Consider the following 19,406-nt stretch of genomic DNA (forward strand, 5'->3'; position numbering starts at 1 on the left):
GCGACGCTCACCTCAGCTCATGGAGCTACTGTGGCACCAGCGGCCCCAGACTCCGGTCGTTCTCTCAGTCGTCACGACATCACCGGAAGGCCCCCCATGACATCGGACGACGCCCACTGTCCCGGACCACCCCGGGCAGAGCCCCGCCTCGGGGTGTGGGAGAACGAGGGCGGTCTGCTCGCGACGCCACTGCGGCTGCCCGCCGTTGACGATGCGGCGGGGCAAGCCCCCCGGCCCTGGAGCGCCACGGTGGCCCTGGCCGGTCTCCCTGCCGAAGGAGCCATTCGTCTCGTGGTGCGCGACGTGACGCTGTGCATCGCCCGCAGTCAGGGGGCTGTCTATGCGCTGCTGGACGAGTGCAGCCATGGCCGGGTCGCCCTGTCCGCGGGAGATGTCGCTGGTGGTCTGGTCGAGTGCTGGTTGCACGGGTCGTGCTTCGACCTGGCCACCGGCATACCCACCGGGCCACCGGCCACCACACCGGTCCCCGTCTATCCGGTCCGAATCGTCGATGGCGTCGTCGAGGTCGCCCTCCCCTGACCAGGCTCGGGTGAGGCGCCGACAACCGATCACGTGAGCGCCCCACCGATGAGCTGGCCGACGGCATAGGTGGCCACCATGGCCAGCGCACCGCCGCCCACCAGGCGAAGTGCCGCCACGCCACGCTTCGCGCCACCCAGCGAGGCGCTGACCGTCCCGGTCACCCCCAGCGCGAGGATGACGACGACGAACGTCGTCAGCGCGACGAACGCTTGAGGGGCGAGCAGGATCGCCAGGAGGGGCAGGAGCGCACCCCCGGTGAACGACAGGGCCGAGGCCAGCGACGCCTGCCAGGGGCTGGTCAACGCGTCCGGGTCGATGGCCAGGTCGGCGTCCGCGAGTGCGGCGAAGGCGTCATGCGTGGTCAGCTCCTCGGCGACGGTCCATGCTGTTGCCGCCGACAGGCCTTTGCCCTCGTAGATGGACGCGAGCTGGGCGCACTCGTGCTGGGGGTCCGCGGCGAGGTCACGCTGCTGCTCCAGCAGCAGCGCCCGTTCGGTGTCGCGTTGGCTGCTGACGGACACGTACTCGCCCAGAGCCATGGAGACCGCACCCGCGACCAGTCCGGCGGTTCCCGCTGTCAGGATGGGGCCCCGGTCGCTGGAGACACCAGCCACGCCAATGACCAGTCCAGCGGTGGAGATGATGCCGTCGTTGGCTCCGAGCACGGCAGCGCGCAACCAGTTCATCCGTGAGGCCGCACCCCCTGGGTGTGGCGTGGGGTCGAGTGCCTGCTCCTTCCAGGGCGCGAGCATCAGTGGCCCGGGGCGTGGTGCCCCGACGTTCCGTCGCCGTGGGGTCCGGCGTGCATCGCCAGGAACATCGTGTGCGTGAACACCTCGAAGTTGAGCAAGGCCTCGACATGCGCGCGTGCTGCCCGCACCGAGGCCTCGGCGCCGACGGCGAGCGCCTTCACGTTCTCGAGGCGTGCCGTCAGCTCCCCCTGCAGCTCCTCGGCGAGGAAGGCGAACACCTCTGAGGTCGAGCCACTCTCCACGGCTCGTTCGGAGAGCGGGATCACCGGACCCTCGGACAGCCCGGCAGGCTTGACTCCGGTGTAGGTGGCCCCCTCCCCGCGCGGTGGATCCGGACGACGTTCTCGAAGAAGTACAGGTCGGCCAGGTCATCGGCCGACCGGCCGGCGCCGCGCGCGCCCGAGGCACGGTCGAAGGCCGCCCTGACCTCCGACTCCCCGGACTCGTGCACGTAGGGGAGAACGAGGTCGACCTCGTTCATCTCCAGCGCGCGGCGCGCGGCTGTGACGACGGGTCCATCCAATGTGTCGCAATGCGGAGGCATGACTTCTCTCGTGAGCGGTGAAGGTGGGTCGACACAGAAGTACTCCGTACCGACACCTCACTCTGTCCCGGAACATCGCTGCCGCCCAGTGCCGAAGGTCCCTGATACGGAGGGACGTTTCGTCGGGCCCAGGTGCACCCAGGAGCAGCAGAGCGTGGCCGAGGGTAGACGGGCGCGCGCGCTTCGGGTGGTCGTGACACAGTCACAGGGCGGGTGCACACTCTCAGTACCGTCACCCACCGAGCACCCTGGAGGGAGCCGAGCATGACCCACACCGACCGCACCGACGTGAACGTTGCCCAGATGCTCGGGAGCGGCTGCCGACGAGGAGGCGACGTCAAGATCCCCGCCCTCGCGCGGCAGATTGCCCAGAGCAAGGGGACCGCCGTTTCGCACCCGTACTGCGAGAACGGCCCCGAGGCGTGGACGCTGCGCTCTACCCTCAGCGCCTGATGTGCACGTACTGCGGTTGCGAGTCGATCGAGGTGATCGGCAGGTTCATGGCCGAGCACACCGAGATCATCAACGCCGCGGGCCAACTGCGACGGGCCGTCGAGGGGGGCGACCAGGGGGCGGTGCGGGGCGCGTGCGACAAGGTCGCCGCGCTGCTCCACCCACACACGAACGCCGAGGAGGCCGGGCTGTTCTCCGTGATGCGCCGCCAGGACGAGTTCACCGAGCACATCGACAGCCTCTGCGCCGAGCACACCACCCTGGACGAGCAGCTGGCCGCCGTCCGAGCCGGCGACTACGGCAGGTTCCTGGAGTTCCACCATCTCCTGCGCCACCACATCGACCGCGAGGACAACGGGTTGTTCCCGGCCTCGGCCATAGCCCTAGACGGTCCCGACTGGGAGGAGATCGACGAGGCTACGCCTACCCCGTGAAGCTCAGGCCCACCCATTGGCTAATCGCGGGCAGTGTGCTCAGGTCCCCTCGGCGACCGGCCGAACCCTCGCAGCTCAGCCGCGATACGGGGCATTGCGCAACACCCTGGCCACCCAGGCCATCAACCGCGGCATGCCCCTGGAAGCGATTGCCGCGACGCTGGGGCGCAAGTCCATGGACATAACCCTGTGTCGCGTACCGGTTTCAGTGGAGGCTCTGAACTGACGCGTCGGCGATGGCCGGTGCCGGGTTGTGATGAAAGTACGTGTTGTCGAACTCGACGGGTGGCATGAGTCCGATCTGTCCGTGCAGGAGTCGGTGACTGGAACCAGTCACGAGCTAGCGCCAAGGTCGAGGCGCATGGCAACCATTGGACTAGCCCGCTGGAAGAACCTCGGCGAGCCAGGCGGGGACGAGTAGACCATCATCGCCCCCCTCCCCGCAGTTCCTGCACCGGTACCGCCGCCGACTCACCGACCGCCCTTACGTCTCGACACCCAGCACGAGCGAACCCGCCGCGCTGCGCTCCGCCCGAACGTCGGACCCAAGACATGCAGAACTCTGGACGGCGGGCCGTGCAGCATACGTGCATCAAGACCTGAGGGTCTCCAGGAAGTCGTACGGGCCCTTCATCAACAAAAGCGCAGGTCAGGAGCCCGGCAAGGCATAGGCCACCTGCTCTTGCCGCAGATGCTTCGACTGGAGGCAGTCAGGCCTAAATCCGTTGCAGCACAGTGTGTTTCAGAGCTGACGAAGGGACTCGAACCCTCAACCACCTGTTTACAAGACAGGTGCGCTACCAATTGCGCCACGCCAGCGCGTCCGGCCCGGAGGCCGGACGGCGCGTCTATGCTACCCGTCTCAGCCGATGACGTTGCTGTTGAGCCACTTCTGCAGGCCGACGACCGTGCGGTGGTTCATGTAGGTCGAGCCGTCCCGGGAGACGCCGATGTAGTTCTGCAGCGCTGCCTGCGACTTCGGGCCCCACACGCCGTCGACACCGGTGCCGACCTTGGCCTGCACGGCCTTGATGGTCCGGGTGTCCCACGCGCCGGTCTCGGCGACGCCGACCCAGCGCTGGACCGCCTTGGTGGTCAGCGGGCCGCGGATGCCGTCGGTCACGAGCGGCGCCATGTCGGAGGCGCTGCCGCCGCCACCGCCGCCACCCCCGCCGCCGTTGTCGCCGCCCGGGCTCATGATGCTGGCGCTGATCCAGCCGGAGCGCCCCTCGAGCTTGACCCAGCCGTTGCTGGCCGCGCCCTGGAAGCGGGTGCCCTTCGCGGCGCCGCCGATGACGCCGTAGCTCGTGCCCGGGCCGGAGCGGATGTTGGCGCCGGCGCCGGCGGTCACGGTCCACGTGGTCGCCGCACCGGGGGGCGGGGTGGGGTCGGGCTGCGGCTCGGGGTCCGGTGCGGGCGCCGGCGAGGGAGCCGGGGAGCTGCCTCCCCCGTAGGGCTCGAGGCCGTTCTGCATGGTCAGCCCGGCGCGCACCGAGCACACCGGCCAGGCGCCCGGCCCCTGCACCCGCAGCACGCGCTGCGCCACGGTGATCTGCTCGGCCTTGCTGGCCTGGTGGGCGTAGCCGGCGAACTCCTGGCCGCCGAAGCCCTTCCACGTCGGGTGCCAGAACTGCAGGCCGCCGTAGAAGCCGTTGCCGCTGTTGATGCTCCAGTTGCCGCTGGACTCGCAGGCCGCGACCCGGTCCCACACGTTGTGGTCGTCGGCGGCGGCACCCTGGGCGGTGAGCCCGACCGAGGCGAGGGAGGCGGTGCCGGCGAGCGTGGCCTGCCCGGCTCGACGCAGGGCGGCACCCGTGCGGGCGGCGCGGTGGCGGGCGTGGCGGGCCATGGAAGGGTCCTTCCGTCTGGGGCGAATATGGCACCTGGGACGAGGCGCCCGGTCCACGTTAGGTCAAGGCGACACGCCTGGGAAGCCCAATGTGACGAGTCTCACGTGACGCAATGAGTCACGTGTGACGCAAGTGGCGGTATACCGCTGCTCGCCGGAGCCCCCTCAGCGCACCCCGAACGGCAGGTAGTCCCACGGGCTCGCCCCGCCGGGCAACGGCCACCAGGACACCATGTCGCCGTCCACCAGCGACCAGTACGCCAGGCCGGCCCCACCCACCAGGCACAGCGTCACGAGCACCATCGTCGGCACCCCCAGCGGCACGATCCCGCGCACGACGGTCCGCGACCCGCGCCGCAGCGAGGTGCTCCCGAGCCCCCACCAGCCGAGCCAGCCGCCGACGAGCGAGCCGGCGCCCACGGCCACCGGGTGGGCGAAGCCCACCCCCGGCGCGATCTCGGTCGTCGTCAGCAGCCCGGACATGACCATCGCCACCACCCCGGCGATGGCGAGCGGCAGCAGCAGGGACAGCATCGTCGCGAGGACCGCGGTGAGCAGGTGCCACGGCGAGGCCAGCACGGCCATGGGCACGTCGCTGGGGCGCGGGCCCGTCTGGTGCCGCCGCAGGACGAGCCCGGTCAGCGACCGGTCCACGGTGCGCGCGACCACGCCCCACGCGGCATACAGCCCCCAGGCCAGCAGAGGCGCCGCGGCGGCGACCGCGGTGAAGCCGACGAGCATCGCCGCGAGGGTCCCCCGCCGCGCGCTGCGCCCGATGCGCGGGTCGGGCTGGCGCTGCGGGTCCAGCGGGCTGGGTCGCTCCGCTCCCTCGGGGTATGCCGTCACTTCACCCCCGGCGCCGCCGTTGGGGTAGGTGCTCGGCTGGTCCGGCGGCGGGTAGGCGCTCGGCTGGTGCGGCGACGGCTCGGCGGAGGAGGTCCGGGGAGAACCGTCCCGCTGGCCGTTCCGGGCCCAGCGCTGCGCCTCGCGCTGGTCCGCCGGCCACTGCTGCGGCTCCCGCGTCCGAGCCTCGACGCCTGCCGCTCCGGCGTAGGCACCGGCCGCCCGGCCGTCCCACTCCCGGGTCTGCGGGCCGCTCGGCGCGGCCCGGGTCGGGTCGAGCCGGCGCACCGGGGCCTGCCGGGTCTGCGGCCCGCGCGGCGTCGCCCGGGTCGCGTCCGCAGCAGTCGCGTCCGCGGCAGGCCTGGCCGCGGCAGGCCCGGTCACGGCAGCAGCGCCCGCGGCCGGCGCGGCCCACGACGCCCCGGGGACGCGCTGCACCTGGGTCGCGTCGGCACCCCGGTCAGCACCCCCGTCCCCCGCCGCGTCCTGCGGCACCCGGGGCAGCGCACCGGTGACGTCCTGGCCCCGGGCATAAAGCTCCACCGCCTCGAGCACCTCACCGGCGTCCGGCCGCCACGAGGGCTTCGGCGACAGCGCCAGGGCGAGCAGCGGCGCGAGATCGGGGTCCACCCCGTCCAGCTGCACCCTCCCCCGCACGACGCGGTCGAGGACCACGGTCATCGGCCCGCGCCCGAAGGGCGGGTGCCCCGACGCGGCGAAGGCCAGGCACGCGGCCCAGCCCCACCAGTCCGTCGCCTCGGTGATGTCGCCACCGTCCACGAGCTCGGGCGAGAGATAGCCCGGCGTCCCCATGACGAGCCCGGTCGAGGTGAGCCGCACGTCGTCGGCCACCTGGGCGATGCCGAAGTCGATGACCACCGGGTCCAGCTGCTCGCCCTCCCCCACCAGCAGGACGTTGCCCGGCTTGAGGTCCCGGTGCACGATGCCGACCCCGTGGATCGCCTGCAGCGCGTCCGCCAGGCCCCGGGCCAGCCGCAGCAGCGGCTCCCGCCCGAGACCGCCGCGCTCCTCGATGACCACGTCGAGAGGTCGCCCGGGGACGTACTCGGTGACGATGTAGGGCGCCGGCCCGTCGACGTCGGCGTCGATCACCGCCGCCACCCGCGGGTGGTGGACCCGCGCCAGCGTGTGGACCTCGCGCCGCAGCCGCTCGCGAGCGCCGTCGTCGTGGGCGATGTGGCTGCGCAGCACCTTGATGGCGACCTCGCGACCACGCTCGTCGCTCGCCCGCCAGACGACCCCCATACCCCCCTCACCGATGCGTTCCTGCAGCGTCCACGGTCCGAGCCGTCGCGGGACGACGATCTGCTCGGTGCTCGCGGAGCCGCCGCGGGAGGGCACCGGGCGGGTCAGGTCCGGGTGGCTCGAGCGCGGCATCTCGGTGGTCACAGGTTCCACGGTAGGGGCTCTTCCTGGATCTCAGATGTCTGGCGGGCGACCCCGGTGTGGCGCACGCGCGCGAAGCCGCCGGCGCCAGGGCCGGTTCCGGGGAAGAACGTGCGAGGGTGGGGTCTGGTTCCCCCGGCGTGCGGTCCGCGCACCTCGTAGGCTGACCACGACCACACGGACCACGCACCTGGAGGTATGTCCATGGGCTCGAGCGCCAGGTACGACTTCGTCATCGCGGCCAACCGGCTGCCGGTGGACCAGCACACCAACCCCGACGGCAGCACCGAGTGGCGCACCGCCCCGGGCGGGCTGGTGACCGCCATGGACTCGGTGATGCGCGGCTGGGAGGGCAGCGCCGCCTGGGTGGGGTGGGCCGGCTTCCCCGGCGAGGCACCCGAGCCCTTCGACGAGGGCAAGCTGCGCCTGCACCCGGTGCCGCTGTCGACCAAGGAGCTCGCCGACTACTACGAGGGCTTCTCCAACGACACGCTGTGGCCGCTCTACCACGACGTCATCGTCCCGCCGACCTTCCACCGCTCCTGGTGGACCTGCTACCGCGAGATCAACCAGCGGTTCGCCGAGGCCGTGTGCGAAGTCGCCGCCGAGGGCGCGACCGTATGGATCCACGACTACCAGCTCCAGCTCGTCCCGGCCCTGGTCCGGGACCGACGCCCCGACCTGCGGATCGGCTGGTTCGACCACATCCCCTTCCCGCCGGTCGAGCTCTTCGCCCAGCTCCCGTGGCGGGAGAGCATCCTGCGCGGCCTGCTCGGCGCCGACTTCCTCGGCTTCCAGCGGCCCGACGACGCCCGCAACTTCGGCCGCTCCTGCCGCGCCGTCCTCGGCGCCACCACCAAGGGGGAGAAGATCGAGTGGGCCGGTGCCGACGACGACCGCCTGGGCGGCGCCCCCCGGACGGTGCGCGCGGCCGGCGTCCCGATCTCCATCGACGCGGCCGGCTTCCGCGAGCTCGCGGACTCCGAGGTCGTCCAGGAGCGCGCCGAGGAGATCCGCGCCTCGCTCGGCAACCCGAAGGTCGTGCTCCTCGGCGTCGACCGGCTCGACTACACCAAGGGCATCCGGCACCGGCTGCGGGCCATCGGCGAGCTCTACGACGACGGGTCCATCTCCCCCGACGAGGTGACCTTCATCCAGGTGGCCACCCCGAGCCGGGAGCGGGTCGAGGCCTACCGCACCCTGCGCGAGCAGATCGAGGGCACCGTGGGGCGGATCAACGGCGACGTCTCGCACCTCGGCGCGACCGCGATCCACTACCTGCACCAGTCCTACCCGCGCGAGGAGATGGCGGCGCTCTACCAGGTCGCCGACGTCATGCTCATCACCCCGCTGCGCGACGGGATGAACCTCGTCGCCAAGGAGTACGTCACCGCCCGTCACGACGGCAAGGGCGCCCTCGTGCTCTCCGAGTTCACCGGTGCCGCGCAGGAGATGCCGCAGGCCTACCAGTGCAACCCGCACGACATCACGGGACTCAAGGAGACCATCCTGCGGGCGATCAGCGACGAGCCCGCGGAGAAGGAGCGCCGAATGAAGGCGCTGCGCCGCCGCGTGCGCACGCACGACGTGCAGACGTGGGCGCAGGACTTCCTCAGCAGCCTGGAGTCGGCGCCGGAGCGTCCGTCGCGCAGCGCCGCCAGGGGCGAGGCGTGAGCGACCCGGCGGCGCTCGACGCCGCCCTCGTCGAGGCGCTCGCCGACTTCGCCGCCCACGACCGGGTGCTCGTCGCCACCGACTTCGACGGCGTCCTCGCGCCGCTGGTCGTCGACCCGATGGACTCCCGCCCGGTCGACGGAGGTATGCCCGCCCTCACCTCCCTCGCCGAGCTCCCCGGCACGACGGTCGCCCTGGTCAGCGGGCGCGCGCTCGAGCCCCTGCGCGAGCTCTCCGGGGCGGACCACGACGGCCCGCTCGTGCTCGTCGGCAGCCACGGCGCCGAGGACTCCCGCGCCGAGGGCGGCCTGGCGCTGGACGACGACCAGCAGGCGCTGCTGGCGACCCTCGACGACGAGCTGGCGACGCTGCGCGAGGAGCACCCGGGCCTGCGCGTCGAGGACAAGCCGGCCGGCCGGGTCGTGCACACCCGGGGCCTGCCCGAGGACGAGGCCCAGGCCGCCCTCGACGCGGCCCGGGAGCTGGGCGCACGGCACACCTCGCTGGAGGTGACGCCCGGCAAGGGCGTCGTCGAGCTCGCGGTCGCGCACGTCGGCAAGGGCGTCGCCCTGGTGGCCCTGGCCGACGAGGTGGGCGCGGAGGCGGTGTTCTACGCCGGTGACGACCTCACCGACGAGCACGGCTTCGAGGCCCTGGCGGACGACGCGGACGCCGACCGTGCGGCGCGCCGGCTGACCGTGCGCGTCGGCGACGGCGAGACGCAGGCGCGCTTCCGGGTGGCGGACGAGGAGGCCATGGTGGGCCTGCTCGAGGCCCTCGTCGCCGCCCGTCGCGAGGCCACCGCGCGCTGAGCCGCCCCCCGGCCCACCGAGCGCCGCACATGGTTGCCCCCCGGCCCACCGAGCGCCGCGCATGGTTGCCCTCCGACCCACCGAGCGTCGCGCATGGTTGCTCTCAGCGGTCGGTGAGCGCTCTCACTGCCGGACCGGCCCGGTGGACTCCCGCAGGATGAGCTCGGGGTCGAAGAGGTACTCCCGGCGGTCCACCGGCTCCCCCGCGATCTCCTCGAGCACGGCGGTGACCGCCGCCGCGGCCATCCCCATGACGTCCATCCGCACCGTCGTCAGCGGCGGGTCGACGAAGGTCATGAACGGCACGTCGTCGCCGCCGACCACCGACAGGTCCCCTGGCACGCTCAGCCCCAGCTGCGTCGCCGCGCGCACGACACCGAGCGCCATGACGTCCGAGCCGCAGACGATCCCGGTCGCCCCGGCCTCAATGAGGTGACGCCCCGCGGCCGCACCGCCCTCGACCGAGAAGAGCGTCGTGCAGATGAGCTCGTCGAGGTCGACCCCGTCGTGCCCGTCGAGGTCGGCCATCGCCTCGCGGAAGCCCTCGATCCTCCGTTGCACGGGGACGTAGCGCGCCGGCCCGGTCGCGAAGCCGATGCGGGTATGCCCCAGGTCGCGCAGGTGCCGCACCGCCAGCCGCATCGAGGCGTGGTCGTCGTGGCTGATGAAGGTCGCGTGGATGCCCTCGCGGTAGCCGTTGACCAGCGCGATGGGCAGCCCCCGCTCGCGCAGCGCGGTGTAGCGGTCGACGTCGGCCCGGGAGTCGGCGTGGTAGCCGCTGACGAAGACGATGGCCGAGACGCCACGGTCCAGCAGCATCTGGACGTACTCGTCCTCGTGCACCCCGCCGGGCGTCTGCGTGCAGAGCACGGGGGTGAAGCCCGCCGCCGCCATCTGCGTCTCGATCGACTGGGCGAACATCGGGAAGACCGGGTTGGTGAGCTCGGGGGTGATGAGCCCGACCAGGCCGGCGCTGTTGCGCGACAGCTTGCTGGGCCGCTCGTAGCCGAGGACGTCCACCGCGGTGAGCACCGCCTGCCGGGTGGCCACCGCCACGCCCGGCTTGTCGTTGAGCACCCGGCTGACGGTCGCCTCACTCACCCCGGCGTAGGCCGCGAGGTCGGCGAGGCGGCCGCGCGAGCTGCCCGTGCCGTCACCGGCCCCGGGGCGCACGGGGGTAGATGTGCTGCTCACCAACCACCTCGGTAGGTCTCGGGCACCGGCTCCCAGGCCGGTGCGTCGGTCGCCCAGGTCCACACCTGCACGGTCGGGCCGGGCGCGCTCAGCCGCACGCCCCTCCCGGTCACGTCGAGCCCCGCGGTCTGCGGTGTCCGGCCCTGCGCGGCCCCTGCTCCGGCCACCTGGGCGGCCGGGATCTCGACGTCGTCGTGCGCCGCCCGCGCGACGTGCACGAGGGCCGTCTGCTCCGGGTGCTCCCGCAGGAAGACCATGACGTCACCCTCAGCATAGAGCCAGCGCATCCCGCCGCCCCAGAGCGCGGGGCAGTCGTGCCGCAGGGCGATGAGGGCGCGGTAGTGCTCGGCGAGCCTCGCGTCCCACAGCCCGTCGTCGGCGTCGCGCGACCCCCAGGGCATCGGCCGGCGGCCGTCCTCCCCGAAGTCGCCGGGCATCCCGATCTCGTCGCCGTAGGTGATCATCGGGATCCCGGGCAGCGTCAGCAGCAGCCCTGCAGCGACCTGCACCTGCTCCCTGTCGTCGCCGACGAGGGTGCGCACGCGGGTGGTGTCGTGCGAGCCGACGAGGGTCATCGAGTGGGTCCACGCCCGCCACGACACGATGGAGCAGAAGTCGCGCATCGTCTCGGCGACGAGCTCGGCCCCGAGCCGGGGCACCTGCAGCGGGCTGCCGAGGAACTTCGGCGCGAAGTCCGCCGCCCGCAGCCAGGTCCAGACCGGCCGGGTGAAGCCGGAGTAGTTCATCACCCCGTGCCAGCCGTCGCCGTCGACGTCCCGGCTGTGGTCGTGGGTGTGCTCGGCGACGAGCAGGCCCTGGCCGCCGGTCGCCCGGTCCACCGCGGCCCGGGTCTCCCGCGCCACCTGGTGGGTGAGGTCGCTGCCCTTGTAGCGCCCGGTCATGTTGGCCACGTCGACCCGCCAGGAGTCGAAGCCGCGCCCCTCGCCCAGCCACCGCTCGATGACCGACTCGGGCCCCTCGGTGAGCCGGGCCCGCAGCGCGGGGTTGGCGTGGTCCAGCTTGGGCAGGCTCTCCACGCCCAGCCAGGTCACCCACTCCCCCGGTCGGCCGCCGTCGCGGACGTACCACGACGCGAACTCGCCTTCGGGGTCCTGGCGCGCGGCGGCATACCACTCGTGCGCGTCGCCGGTGTGGTTGGTCGTGATGTCGCCCATGACCCGGATGCCGCGCCCGTGCGCCGCCTCCTGCAGCCGCAGCAGCGCCGCGTCGCCGCCGAGCACGGGGTCGACCGCCTCGAAGGTCGAGGCGTCGTAGCGGTGGTTGGAGCGGGCCGGGAAGACGGGGGTGAGGTAGAGCACGTCGACGCCGAGGTCGACGAGGTGGTCCAGCCGCTCCCGGGCGCCGTCGAGGGTCCCGCCGAAGACCTGCGCCGGGTTCTCCCCCCGGCCGGTCGCGACCGGGTCGTCCCAGCGGGCCGGGACCGCCCAGTCGGGCAGGTCCGTGCGGGGGCCGCCGGGGTCGCCGACCGGCTCCACCGCCTCGTCGCGGGCGAACCGGTCCGGGAAGACCTGGTAGACGACCGCGCGCTGCGCCCAGTCCGGCGGCGGCGCGTGGGTGACGAGGCGGAAGTCGCTGGTGTCGGGCACGTCGCGCAGGTGCACGCCGGTGCCGTTGAGCCAGCGGTATGCCGGCACGCCCTCCGCGTCGCTCTGCAGCAGGAAGCGGTAGGTCGTCACCGGGTTGTGGCAGGTGACCTCGCCCTGCCACCACTCCTCGTCCTCGGTCCGGTGCACGACCCGGGCGTCGGTGAAGAACTGCTCGCCGTCCGGGGTGGTGCGCACGTGCACGGCGCCCACCGCCGCGGCACGGGGCACCCGCACCCGCACCGACACCACCGCGCCGGGCGCGGGGTGCTGGTCGCTGACGTAGAGCGGTGACCCGTCGTGGTGAGGATCGACCGCCCGGCTCACTTGACCGAACCTGCGGTCATGCCGCCGATGAGCAGGCGCTGGAGGCTGAGGTAGACCAGCACCACCGGCAGGGAGGCGAGCAGGGCGCCGGCCACGAACTGGCCGAAGTACCTGTTCTGGTCGGCGTTGCGGGTGGCGTAGAGGCCGACCGCCAGGGTCTGGTTGTCCGCGTCGGTGAGGAAGATGCTGGCCAGCAGGAACTCGCCCCACAGCCCGACGAAGGCGAGGATGCCGACGGTCGCGAGGATGGGCGTCACCAGCGGGAGGATGATGGTGAAGAACACCCGGGCGTGGCTGGCGCCGTCGATCTTGGCCGCCTCGTCCAGCTCCTTGGGGATGGTGTCGAAGTAGCCCTTGAACAGCCAGATGTTGGCGCCCATCGCCCCGCCGAGGTAGACGAGCAGCAGGCCCCACAGGGTGTTGAGGCCGATCTGCGGGATGACCTCGCCGACGGTGGCGAAGGTGATGTAGAGCGCGACGAAGGCCAGCAGCGCGGGGAACATCTGCACCAGCAGGATGAAGAGCAGGCCGAACCGGCGGCCCGTCCAGCGCAACCGCGAGAAGGCGTAGGCCGCCGCTGCTCCCAGGACCAGCGTCGCCACGGTGGCGACCCCGCAGATGATGAGCGAGTTCTTGTACCACGTCCAGTAGGGGCGCGCGGCGTCGTTGAAGAGGGCGTCGAAGTTGCGCAGCCCGAACCGGGTCGGGAGCAGGCCCGAGGTCGACAGGGTGCCCGCGTTGTTGAACGCGGAGGACACGATGAAGACGATCGGGAAGAGGGCGAAGGCCAGCGCCAGCAGCGCCAGCGCGTGCCGCCACCACACCGCCCGGAAGGAGGTGCGCCGGGACTTGCGGGTCACGGTGTAGACGTCGGACGCGGCTGTGCCGAGCCGTCCGCCACGGCCCCGGTCGCTGCCGTGCGCGTCGACCGACCCGAGGGTGCTGCTGGTGGGGTCCTGGGGAGAAGTCATGTCAGTTCACGTCCTCGAGCGCCGCGGTACGGGTGAAGCCGAAGTAGCTGATGGTGGCCACCAGGAAGAAGATGACCACCGAGATGGCCGAGGCGAAGCCGAAGTTGGGCGAGGCCCCGCCCAGCGCCAGTCGGTAGGCCAGGGTGATGAGCAGGTCGGTCGAGCCGATGGAGCTCTGCCCGCCGACGAACGGCCCGCCCTCGGTGAGCAGCCAGATGAGCCCGAAGTTGTTGAAGTTGAAGGCGAAGGACGCGATCATCAGCGGCCCGACCGCCACCAGCAGCAGCGGCATGATGACCCGCCGGACCGTGGCGAAGGCCCCGGCGCCGTCGATGGCCGCCGCCTCCTTGACGTCGCTCGGGATGGCCTGGAGCGCGCCGGTGCAGACGATGAACCAGTAGGGGAAGCCCAGCCAGAGGTTGGTGATGAGCACCGCGACCCTTGCCCACCACGCGTTGCCGAGCCAGTTGATGTCCAGCCCGAAGAGGTTGTTGATGAGGCCGAAGTCCTGGTTGAACATCGACGCCCAGACCAGCGCCGTCACGTAGATCGGCAGGGCGTAGGGGAGGATGAGGATCGAGCGGTACAGGCCCTTGCCCTTGAGCCGCTCGTCATTCATGAGCAGCGCGATCGCCATGCCCAGCAGGAAGGTCGCGACGACGGTGAAGGCCGCGAAGAAGACGTTCCAGACGAAGACCTTGGTCAGCCCCTCGCGCAGGGTGGCGTTGGTGAAGGCGTTGGTGTAGTTCTCGAACCCGACGAACTCCCGCCACCCCTGCGGCAGCGCAGCCCCCTCGCCGCCCTCCGGGACGAAGTTGGCGTCCTCGGCGACGTAGACCGTGCCCGTCACGGTGTCGGTGATGGTGTCGGCCTCCTCGTCGTAGACCCGGGTCGGGGTGCCGATGAAGGCCTCGGACAGCCCGACCTGCCGGATGCCGGCCGTCTGCTCCCCCGACTCGTCGAAGACCGGCACCCCGAAGTCGGCCAGGTCGTCGGACCGCTCGTTGACCTGCTGCGGGGTCAGCGTGGTCCAGCCGGGGGCGGAGATGATGCGGCCGGTCGGGCTGGCCTCGACCCCCTCGGCAGGCAGCTCCTCCAGGCCCTCGAGGGTGCCGACGTAGTAGGTGCCCTCGGCGTCGGTGAGCAGGTAGGCGAGGTCCCCGGTGGCCACGTCGGTGCCCTCCGGGACAGCGATGTTGAGGGCATACCGGCTGCTGCCCTCGACCTCCCGCACCGAGTTGGCGACGATCGAGGCGACCGCCTCCTCCTTGGTGCTGATGTGTCCGTCGCCGAAGTTGGTGAAGGAGATCTGCACGGTGTAGAGCAGCGGCCAGATCTGCAGCAGCAGCATGAGCAGGACACCGGGGAAGAGGTACTTCGCGGGGATGGCGCGCCTGGTGGCGTAGACGGCGATGACGCACAGAGCGATGAAGCCGATAAGGCTGACCATGATCCAGTAGCCGGCCTCGATGACCTGCTGGGCCATCCAGCCCAGCACGGCGAGGGTCAGCAGGATCAGCCCCCACTTGACCACCTGCACCCAGATCGGGGTGCGCGAGCTGAACTCGAGGTGCTCACCGCTGGGTTCGAGGTTGTGCAGCGCGGCATCCACGTCGCTGCTCCGTGTCTCGGACATCGTCGTCCCTCTCTGACTGCGGCCGTCGGCCGTTCGGGGTGCTCGGGAGCGTGGCGCTCAGGGTCGTGCTGGGGGTCCGTGCTGCGGGTTCGTGCTGGGGGCCTCGGCCCGGCGGCGGGACAGCGTCCGCGCCGCCGGACCGAGGGTCGAGGGACGGCTCAGCGGCCGATGTTGGAGACGATCTCCTCCTGAGCGGCCTCGAGGCGCTCGGCGGGGTCGGCGCCACCGACGATGTCGGAGGTCGCCTGGCCCAGGGGCTGCCACACCGCGTTCATCGCGGGGATGTTCGGCATCGGCGTGGCACCCTCGCCGGCGTCCGCCCAGGCCTGGATGTCGTCGTCCTCGGCGGCGACGGTCTCCAGAGCCGACTTCAGGGCCGGCGGGCGCTGGCCGGCCTCGAAGAGCGCGAGCTGCATCTCCTCGGTCGGCACGTAGGTGTTGACGAACTCCTGCGCCAGGGTGGGGTTCTGCGCGCCGGAGGCGACGTAGAACATCTGGACGCCGAGGAACGGCACGGTCTGGCCGCCGTCCTCGAAGTCCGGGATCGGGTCGATGGCGTAGTCGATCTCGGCGCCCTCGACGTTGGGGATCGCCCAGGGGCCGGCCACCATGTAGGGGGTGCGGCCCTCGGCGAACAGCGACTCCATGGTCGGGAAGTCGACGTTGACGTTGAGCAGGCCCTCCTCGGCCATCCAGGCGATCTTCTCGCCGCCCTGGATGGTCTCCTCGGAGCCGACGATGACGTTGTCGGGGTCCCAACCGCCGTCCTCGTTCTTGCCGAAGATGCCGCCGCCGTAGGCGGACAGGTAGGGGTAGGCGTGGTAGGCGTCACCGACGTTGCTCACCGGGGTGACGAAGGCCTGGTCGGCGTCGCCGGCGTCGACGAGCTCGTTGCCGAAAGAGGCCAGCTCCTCCATGGTGGCGGGGGCGTCGGGGGCCAGGGCGGTGTTGCGGATGAGGCCGAGGGACTCGGTGGCGTAGGGCACGCCGTAGATCTGGCCGTCGAACTGCGTGGCCTCGATCGACTCCTCGGTGAACAGCTCCTGGGTGTCGGAGGACATCTGGACCGGCTCCACGATGCCGTTCTGGACGAACTCGCCCAGCCAGTCGTGGGCGCCGACGACGATGTCCGGGCCCTGGTCGACGTTGGCGGCGTCCTTGAACTGCTGCCGGACGTCGGTCGCGACCTGCACCTGCGTGGTGATGCCGTACTCCTCGCCGAACTGCTCGGCCCACTCGGTGAGGATCGGGGCGCGGACGTCGTCGGACCAGATGACGAGCTCGGCGTTCTCGTCGCGGACGGGGGCCTCGGTGGAGGCGGCGTCGTCGCCCGCGGCCTCCTCGTCCTCGGCGGCCTCATCCTCGGCTGCGGCGTCGTCCTCCGCGGCGGTCTCCTCGGCGGACGAGCCGGCGTCGGCGGTCTCCTCGCCCGAGTCGCCGCCGCAGGCGGACAGCAGCAGCGCCGCCGCGCTGGTGATGGCTACAGCACCGGTGGTGCGCTTCATGGTTCTCCTTCGAACAGTGGTGAGGTCACCGGCCCGGCGCTGCTCGAGGAGCGGCGACGATGCCGCGGTCGTCATCGTGCAGGGTGGGGGTCGACGACCGTTGCGGCAAGTATGCAAGCACGCGCCGCATCTTTGCAAGAACTTGCAAGGGATGGGCAGATCACGATCTGCTAACGTGACGCCCGTCACCGGCAACGGCGCCTGCTGACGGCATACCACCGCCACCCCGCCGCCCGGAGATGATCCGGTGCCGACCGGCGCCGGGTCCGTCCTTTACAACGGATCGTCCGGCACGTACCTGCCGGTGAAGGAGCTGATCATGGCAACGGTGACCTACGACAAGGCCACGCGTATCTACCCCGGGGCGGACACCCCCTCGGTCGACGAGCTCGAGATCGAGATCGCCGACGGCGAGTTCCTCGTCCTCGTCGGCCCGTCCGGCTGCGGCAAGTCCACCTCCCTGCGCATGCTCGCCGGGCTGGAGGAGGTGAACGGCGGTCGCATCCTCATCGGCGACAAGGACGTCACCCACATGCCGCCCAAGGACCGTGACGTCGCGATGGTGTTCCAGAACTACGCGCTCTACCCGCACATGACGGTGGCCGACAACATGGGCTTCGCGCTCAAGATCGCCGGCAAGTCCAAGAGCGAGATCCGCGAGCGCGTCGAGGAGGCGGCCAAGATCCTCGACCTGGAGGCCTACCTCGAGCGCAAGCCGAAGGCGCTCTCCGGTGGTCAGCGTCAGCGCGTCGCCATGGGCCGCGCCATCGTCCGCCAGCCGCAGGTCTTCCTCATGGACGAGCCGCTGTCGAACCTCGACGCCAAGCTGCGCGTGCAGACGCGCACGCAGATCGCCTCGCTGCAGCGCCGCCTCGGCGTCACCACCGTCTACGTCACCCACGACCAGGTCGAGGCCATGACGATGGGCGACCGCGTGGCGGTCCTCAAGGACGGCATCCTGCAGCAGTGCGACAGCCCGCGGCACATGTACGACCACCCGAACAACGTCTTCGTCGCCGGCTTCATCGGCTCCCCGGCCATGAACCTCATGACCGTGCCGGTCGCCGACGGCGGCATCAAGCTCGGTGACTACGTCCACCCGGTGGAGCGCGACATCCTCGCCAAGGCCGGCAACGAGCTGGTGCTCGGGGTCCGCCCGGAGGACGTCGACCTGTCCGACTCCGGCCGCGGACTGCCGATCGAGATCGACGTCGTCGAGGAGCTCGGCGCCGACGCCTACATCTACGGCGAGCTGCCCGGCGCCGGCGCCACCGACAAGCCGTTCATCGCCCGCGTCGACGGCCGCACCCCGCCGAAGAAGGGCGAGATCGTGCACTTCACCCCCAAGGGCGACCACGTGCACCTCTTCAACGCCGAGTCCGGCGAGCGCATCAGCGGCTGACCCGCCCGCGACGAGCCGCACGGCATACCGAGGCCGTCCGCCCCACCCCGGGGCGGGCGGCCTCGCCGCGTCCGGGTCCGGGCGCGCCCCCTATCCCCACCGAGCGCCGCCAATGGTTACCCACCACCCCACCGAGCGCCGCCAATGGTTACCCACCACCCCACCGAGCGCCGCGAGTGGTTGCCCACGCTGTCCACACGGTCCGTGGCTGCCCGCACCCGTCCACAGATCGTCGCGCGTCCCTGGCGAACGGAGTGCCGACGCCCCCAACGTGACCGGATGGCGACGCTCACCGACCTCCCCCTGACCCCTTTCCGGTATGCCGATGCGCTGGGTCTCGGCCTGTCGCGTCAGCAGCTGCGTCACCTCGTCGGCAGCGGTCGGGTCGTGCGCCTACGCCGCGGCTGGTATGCCGCGGCCGGAGTCGCCCTTCCCGAGGGGGAGCGCTGGGAGCTCACGCGGCGGCACCACCTGCAACGACTGCGGGAGGCTCTGCTCGATCACCCCGGGTGCGTCGCCAGCCATGCGAGCGGAGGGATGGTGCACGACCTGCCGCTGGTCATCTCCCCGCACGCCGACGTGGAGCTGGTGCGCGTCGAGGACGCACCGAGCTCGCGGCGGCTCCCTGGCGTGACGATCCACCACACGGACACGATCGACGTCCCCGTCACGACCGTGGACGGGATGCGCACGACCACGATCGCCCAGACCTGCGCCGACATCCTGCGCACACGACGCCTCCCGCACGCTCTGGCCATGCTCGACGAGGCGGTGCGCGCGTCGACGGTCACAGCCCGGGAGGTCCGGGCCGTCCTCGACACCCAGCGGCGCTGGGTCGGCCGACCCAGGGCGCTCCAGGTCATCGACCTGCTGGACGAGCGTCGCGAGAGCTGGGGCGAGGCATACTCCGCCGGCGTCATCCACCTGGCCGAGCTTCCGCAGCCCATCCCCCAGGTCGAGCTGTATGACGAGCAGTTCCGTTTCGTCGCCCGGCTCGACGGCCTCCTGGACCACGAGCAGGTGGCCACGGAGTGCGACGGTCAGGGCAAGTACCGACTGGGAGCGACGGCGGAAACCGGTGAGCAGGTGGCCCGGTCGGTCCTCGCGGCCGAGGCGGTTCGCCAAGGACGCATCGAGCGGCTGGGTCTGGAGGTCGCGCGCTGGATGACCGAGGAGGCCATGCACACCCCGGAGGTCGTCGCCCAGCGCATCAACGCCGCCCGGTCCAGAGCGCTGTCGCGGCCCTTCACCGGCTGGGTCAGGTGGGAGGGAGAGTTCCGCAGGCTCCCGCTGCTGCCACGCGCCGAGTGACGGTGTGCGCGGCTCGGAGCGACGTGAGCAACCACTCACGACGCCCGGTGGGGAGGAGAGCAACCACCCACGACGCCCGGTGCGAACCAGAGCAACCACCCACGACGCCCGGTGCGAACCAGAGCAACCACCCACGACGCCCGGT

The 19,406-nt window shown here is 71.6% G+C and carries 15 protein-coding genes, 1 tRNA gene and 1 pseudogene; 7 read left to right on the forward strand and 10 right to left on the reverse strand.

Annotation, left to right across the window (positions count from 1 at the left end; all coding sequences use genetic code 11):
* Positions 1 to 153 precede the first annotated feature (153 nt).
* Positions 154 to 540, forward strand: coding sequence for a non-heme iron oxygenase ferredoxin subunit (locus tag FHD63_RS16690; protein ID WP_338056406.1), 387 nt, complete (start codon positions 154 to 156; stop codon positions 538 to 540).
* Positions 541 to 569: 29 nt separating this feature from the next.
* Here the strand turns inward: FHD63_RS16690 and FHD63_RS12580 are convergent, their stop codons facing one another.
* Both FHD63_RS12580 and FHD63_RS17055 read right to left on the reverse strand, forming a co-directional pair.
* A complete protein-coding gene (locus FHD63_RS12580; RefSeq protein WP_238705661.1) occupies positions 570 to 1,229 on the reverse strand; it encodes a VIT1/CCC1 transporter family protein in 660 nt (219 codons plus the stop codon).
* A 65-nt stretch (positions 1,230 to 1,294) separates the two neighbouring features.
* Positions 1,295 to 1,839 (reverse strand): annotated as a pseudogene (locus tag FHD63_RS17055) (DUF6448 family protein).
* Positions 1,840 to 2,103: 264 nt separating this feature from the next.
* On the opposite strand from FHD63_RS17055, the gene FHD63_RS12590 reads away from it, so the two are divergent.
* Both FHD63_RS12590 and FHD63_RS12595 read left to right on the forward strand, forming a co-directional pair.
* A complete protein-coding gene (locus tag FHD63_RS12590; protein WP_139722332.1) occupies positions 2,104 to 2,292 on the forward strand; it encodes a hypothetical protein in 189 nt (62 codons plus the stop codon).
* Positions 2,292 to 2,726: a hemerythrin domain-containing protein gene (locus tag FHD63_RS12595; RefSeq protein WP_139722333.1), complete on the forward strand. Its 435-nt coding sequence runs from the start codon at positions 2,292 to 2,294 to the stop codon at positions 2,724 to 2,726. Before FHD63_RS12590 ends, FHD63_RS12595 begins: the two co-directional genes overlap by 1 nt.
* 746 nt (positions 2,727 to 3,472) lie before the next feature.
* Here FHD63_RS12595 and FHD63_RS12600 read toward each other — a convergent pair.
* From FHD63_RS12600 to FHD63_RS12610, 3 genes are all read right to left on the reverse strand, one after another.
* A tRNA-Thr gene (locus FHD63_RS12600) sits at positions 3,473 to 3,545 on the reverse strand.
* Positions 3,546 to 3,588: 43 nt separating this feature from the next.
* Complete coding sequence (locus FHD63_RS16930) at positions 3,589 to 4,575, reverse strand: transglycosylase family protein (RefSeq protein WP_139722334.1); 987 nt, start codon at positions 4,573 to 4,575, stop codon at positions 3,589 to 3,591.
* Positions 4,576 to 4,740: 165 nt separating this feature from the next.
* Positions 4,741 to 6,828: a protein kinase domain-containing protein gene (locus FHD63_RS12610; protein ID WP_139722335.1), complete on the reverse strand. Its 2,088-nt coding sequence runs from the start codon at positions 6,826 to 6,828 to the stop codon at positions 4,741 to 4,743.
* Positions 6,829 to 7,029: 201 nt separating this feature from the next.
* Here FHD63_RS12610 and FHD63_RS16705 point away from each other — a divergent pair, with 201 nt between their 5' ends.
* Together FHD63_RS16705 and otsB are read left to right on the forward strand one after the other, a co-directional pair.
* A complete protein-coding gene (locus FHD63_RS16705; protein ID WP_170215605.1) occupies positions 7,030 to 8,499 on the forward strand; it encodes an alpha,alpha-trehalose-phosphate synthase (UDP-forming) in 1,470 nt (489 codons plus the stop codon).
* Positions 8,496 to 9,311, forward strand: a complete 816-nt coding sequence (otsB, locus tag FHD63_RS16710) for a trehalose-phosphatase (protein WP_170215606.1) — start codon at positions 8,496 to 8,498, stop codon at positions 9,309 to 9,311. Before FHD63_RS16705 ends, otsB begins: the two co-directional genes overlap by 4 nt.
* Positions 9,312 to 9,434: 123 nt before the next feature.
* On the opposite strand, the gene FHD63_RS12620 is transcribed toward otsB, so the two are convergent.
* The 5 genes from FHD63_RS12620 to FHD63_RS12640 all read right to left on the reverse strand — a co-directional run bounded on the left by FHD63_RS12620 (position 9,435) and on the right by FHD63_RS12640 (position 16,623).
* Positions 9,435 to 10,505: a LacI family DNA-binding transcriptional regulator gene (locus tag FHD63_RS12620; protein WP_420853104.1), complete on the reverse strand. Its 1,071-nt coding sequence runs from the start codon at positions 10,503 to 10,505 to the stop codon at positions 9,435 to 9,437.
* On the reverse strand, positions 10,502 to 12,436 hold the full coding sequence (locus tag FHD63_RS12625; protein ID WP_139722336.1) for a glycoside hydrolase family 13 protein: 1,935 nt from the start codon (positions 12,434 to 12,436) through the stop codon (positions 10,502 to 10,504). The genes FHD63_RS12620 and FHD63_RS12625 overlap by 4 nt, the downstream gene beginning before the upstream one ends.
* A complete protein-coding gene (locus FHD63_RS12630) occupies positions 12,433 to 13,407 on the reverse strand; it encodes a sugar ABC transporter permease (protein WP_139722337.1) in 975 nt (324 codons plus the stop codon). Before FHD63_RS12630 ends, FHD63_RS12625 begins: the two co-directional genes overlap by 4 nt.
* A gap of 1 nt (position 13,408) precedes the next feature.
* On the reverse strand, positions 13,409 to 15,043 hold the full coding sequence (locus FHD63_RS12635; protein WP_139722338.1) for an ABC transporter permease subunit: 1,635 nt from the start codon (positions 15,041 to 15,043) through the stop codon (positions 13,409 to 13,411).
* A 158-nt stretch (positions 15,044 to 15,201) separates the two neighbouring features.
* Entirely contained in the window at positions 15,202 to 16,623 is a 1,422-nt protein-coding gene (locus FHD63_RS12640) for a sugar ABC transporter substrate-binding protein (protein ID WP_238705662.1), read from the reverse strand.
* 244 nt (positions 16,624 to 16,867) lie between these two features.
* Here FHD63_RS12640 and FHD63_RS12645 point away from each other — a divergent pair, with 244 nt between their 5' ends.
* Entirely contained in the window at positions 16,868 to 17,950 is a 1,083-nt protein-coding gene (locus FHD63_RS12645) for an ABC transporter ATP-binding protein (RefSeq protein WP_139722339.1), read from the forward strand.
* A gap of 279 nt (positions 17,951 to 18,229) precedes the next feature.
* Complete coding sequence (locus tag FHD63_RS12650; RefSeq protein WP_158296777.1) at positions 18,230 to 19,261, forward strand: type IV toxin-antitoxin system AbiEi family antitoxin domain-containing protein; 1,032 nt, start codon at positions 18,230 to 18,232, stop codon at positions 19,259 to 19,261.
* The last annotated feature ends 145 nt before the right edge of the window (positions 19,262 to 19,406 follow it).

This window comes from Serinicoccus chungangensis (assembly GCF_006337125.1).
In the GTDB taxonomy this organism is placed as follows: domain Bacteria; phylum Actinomycetota; class Actinomycetes; order Actinomycetales; family Dermatophilaceae; genus Ornithinicoccus; species Ornithinicoccus chungangensis.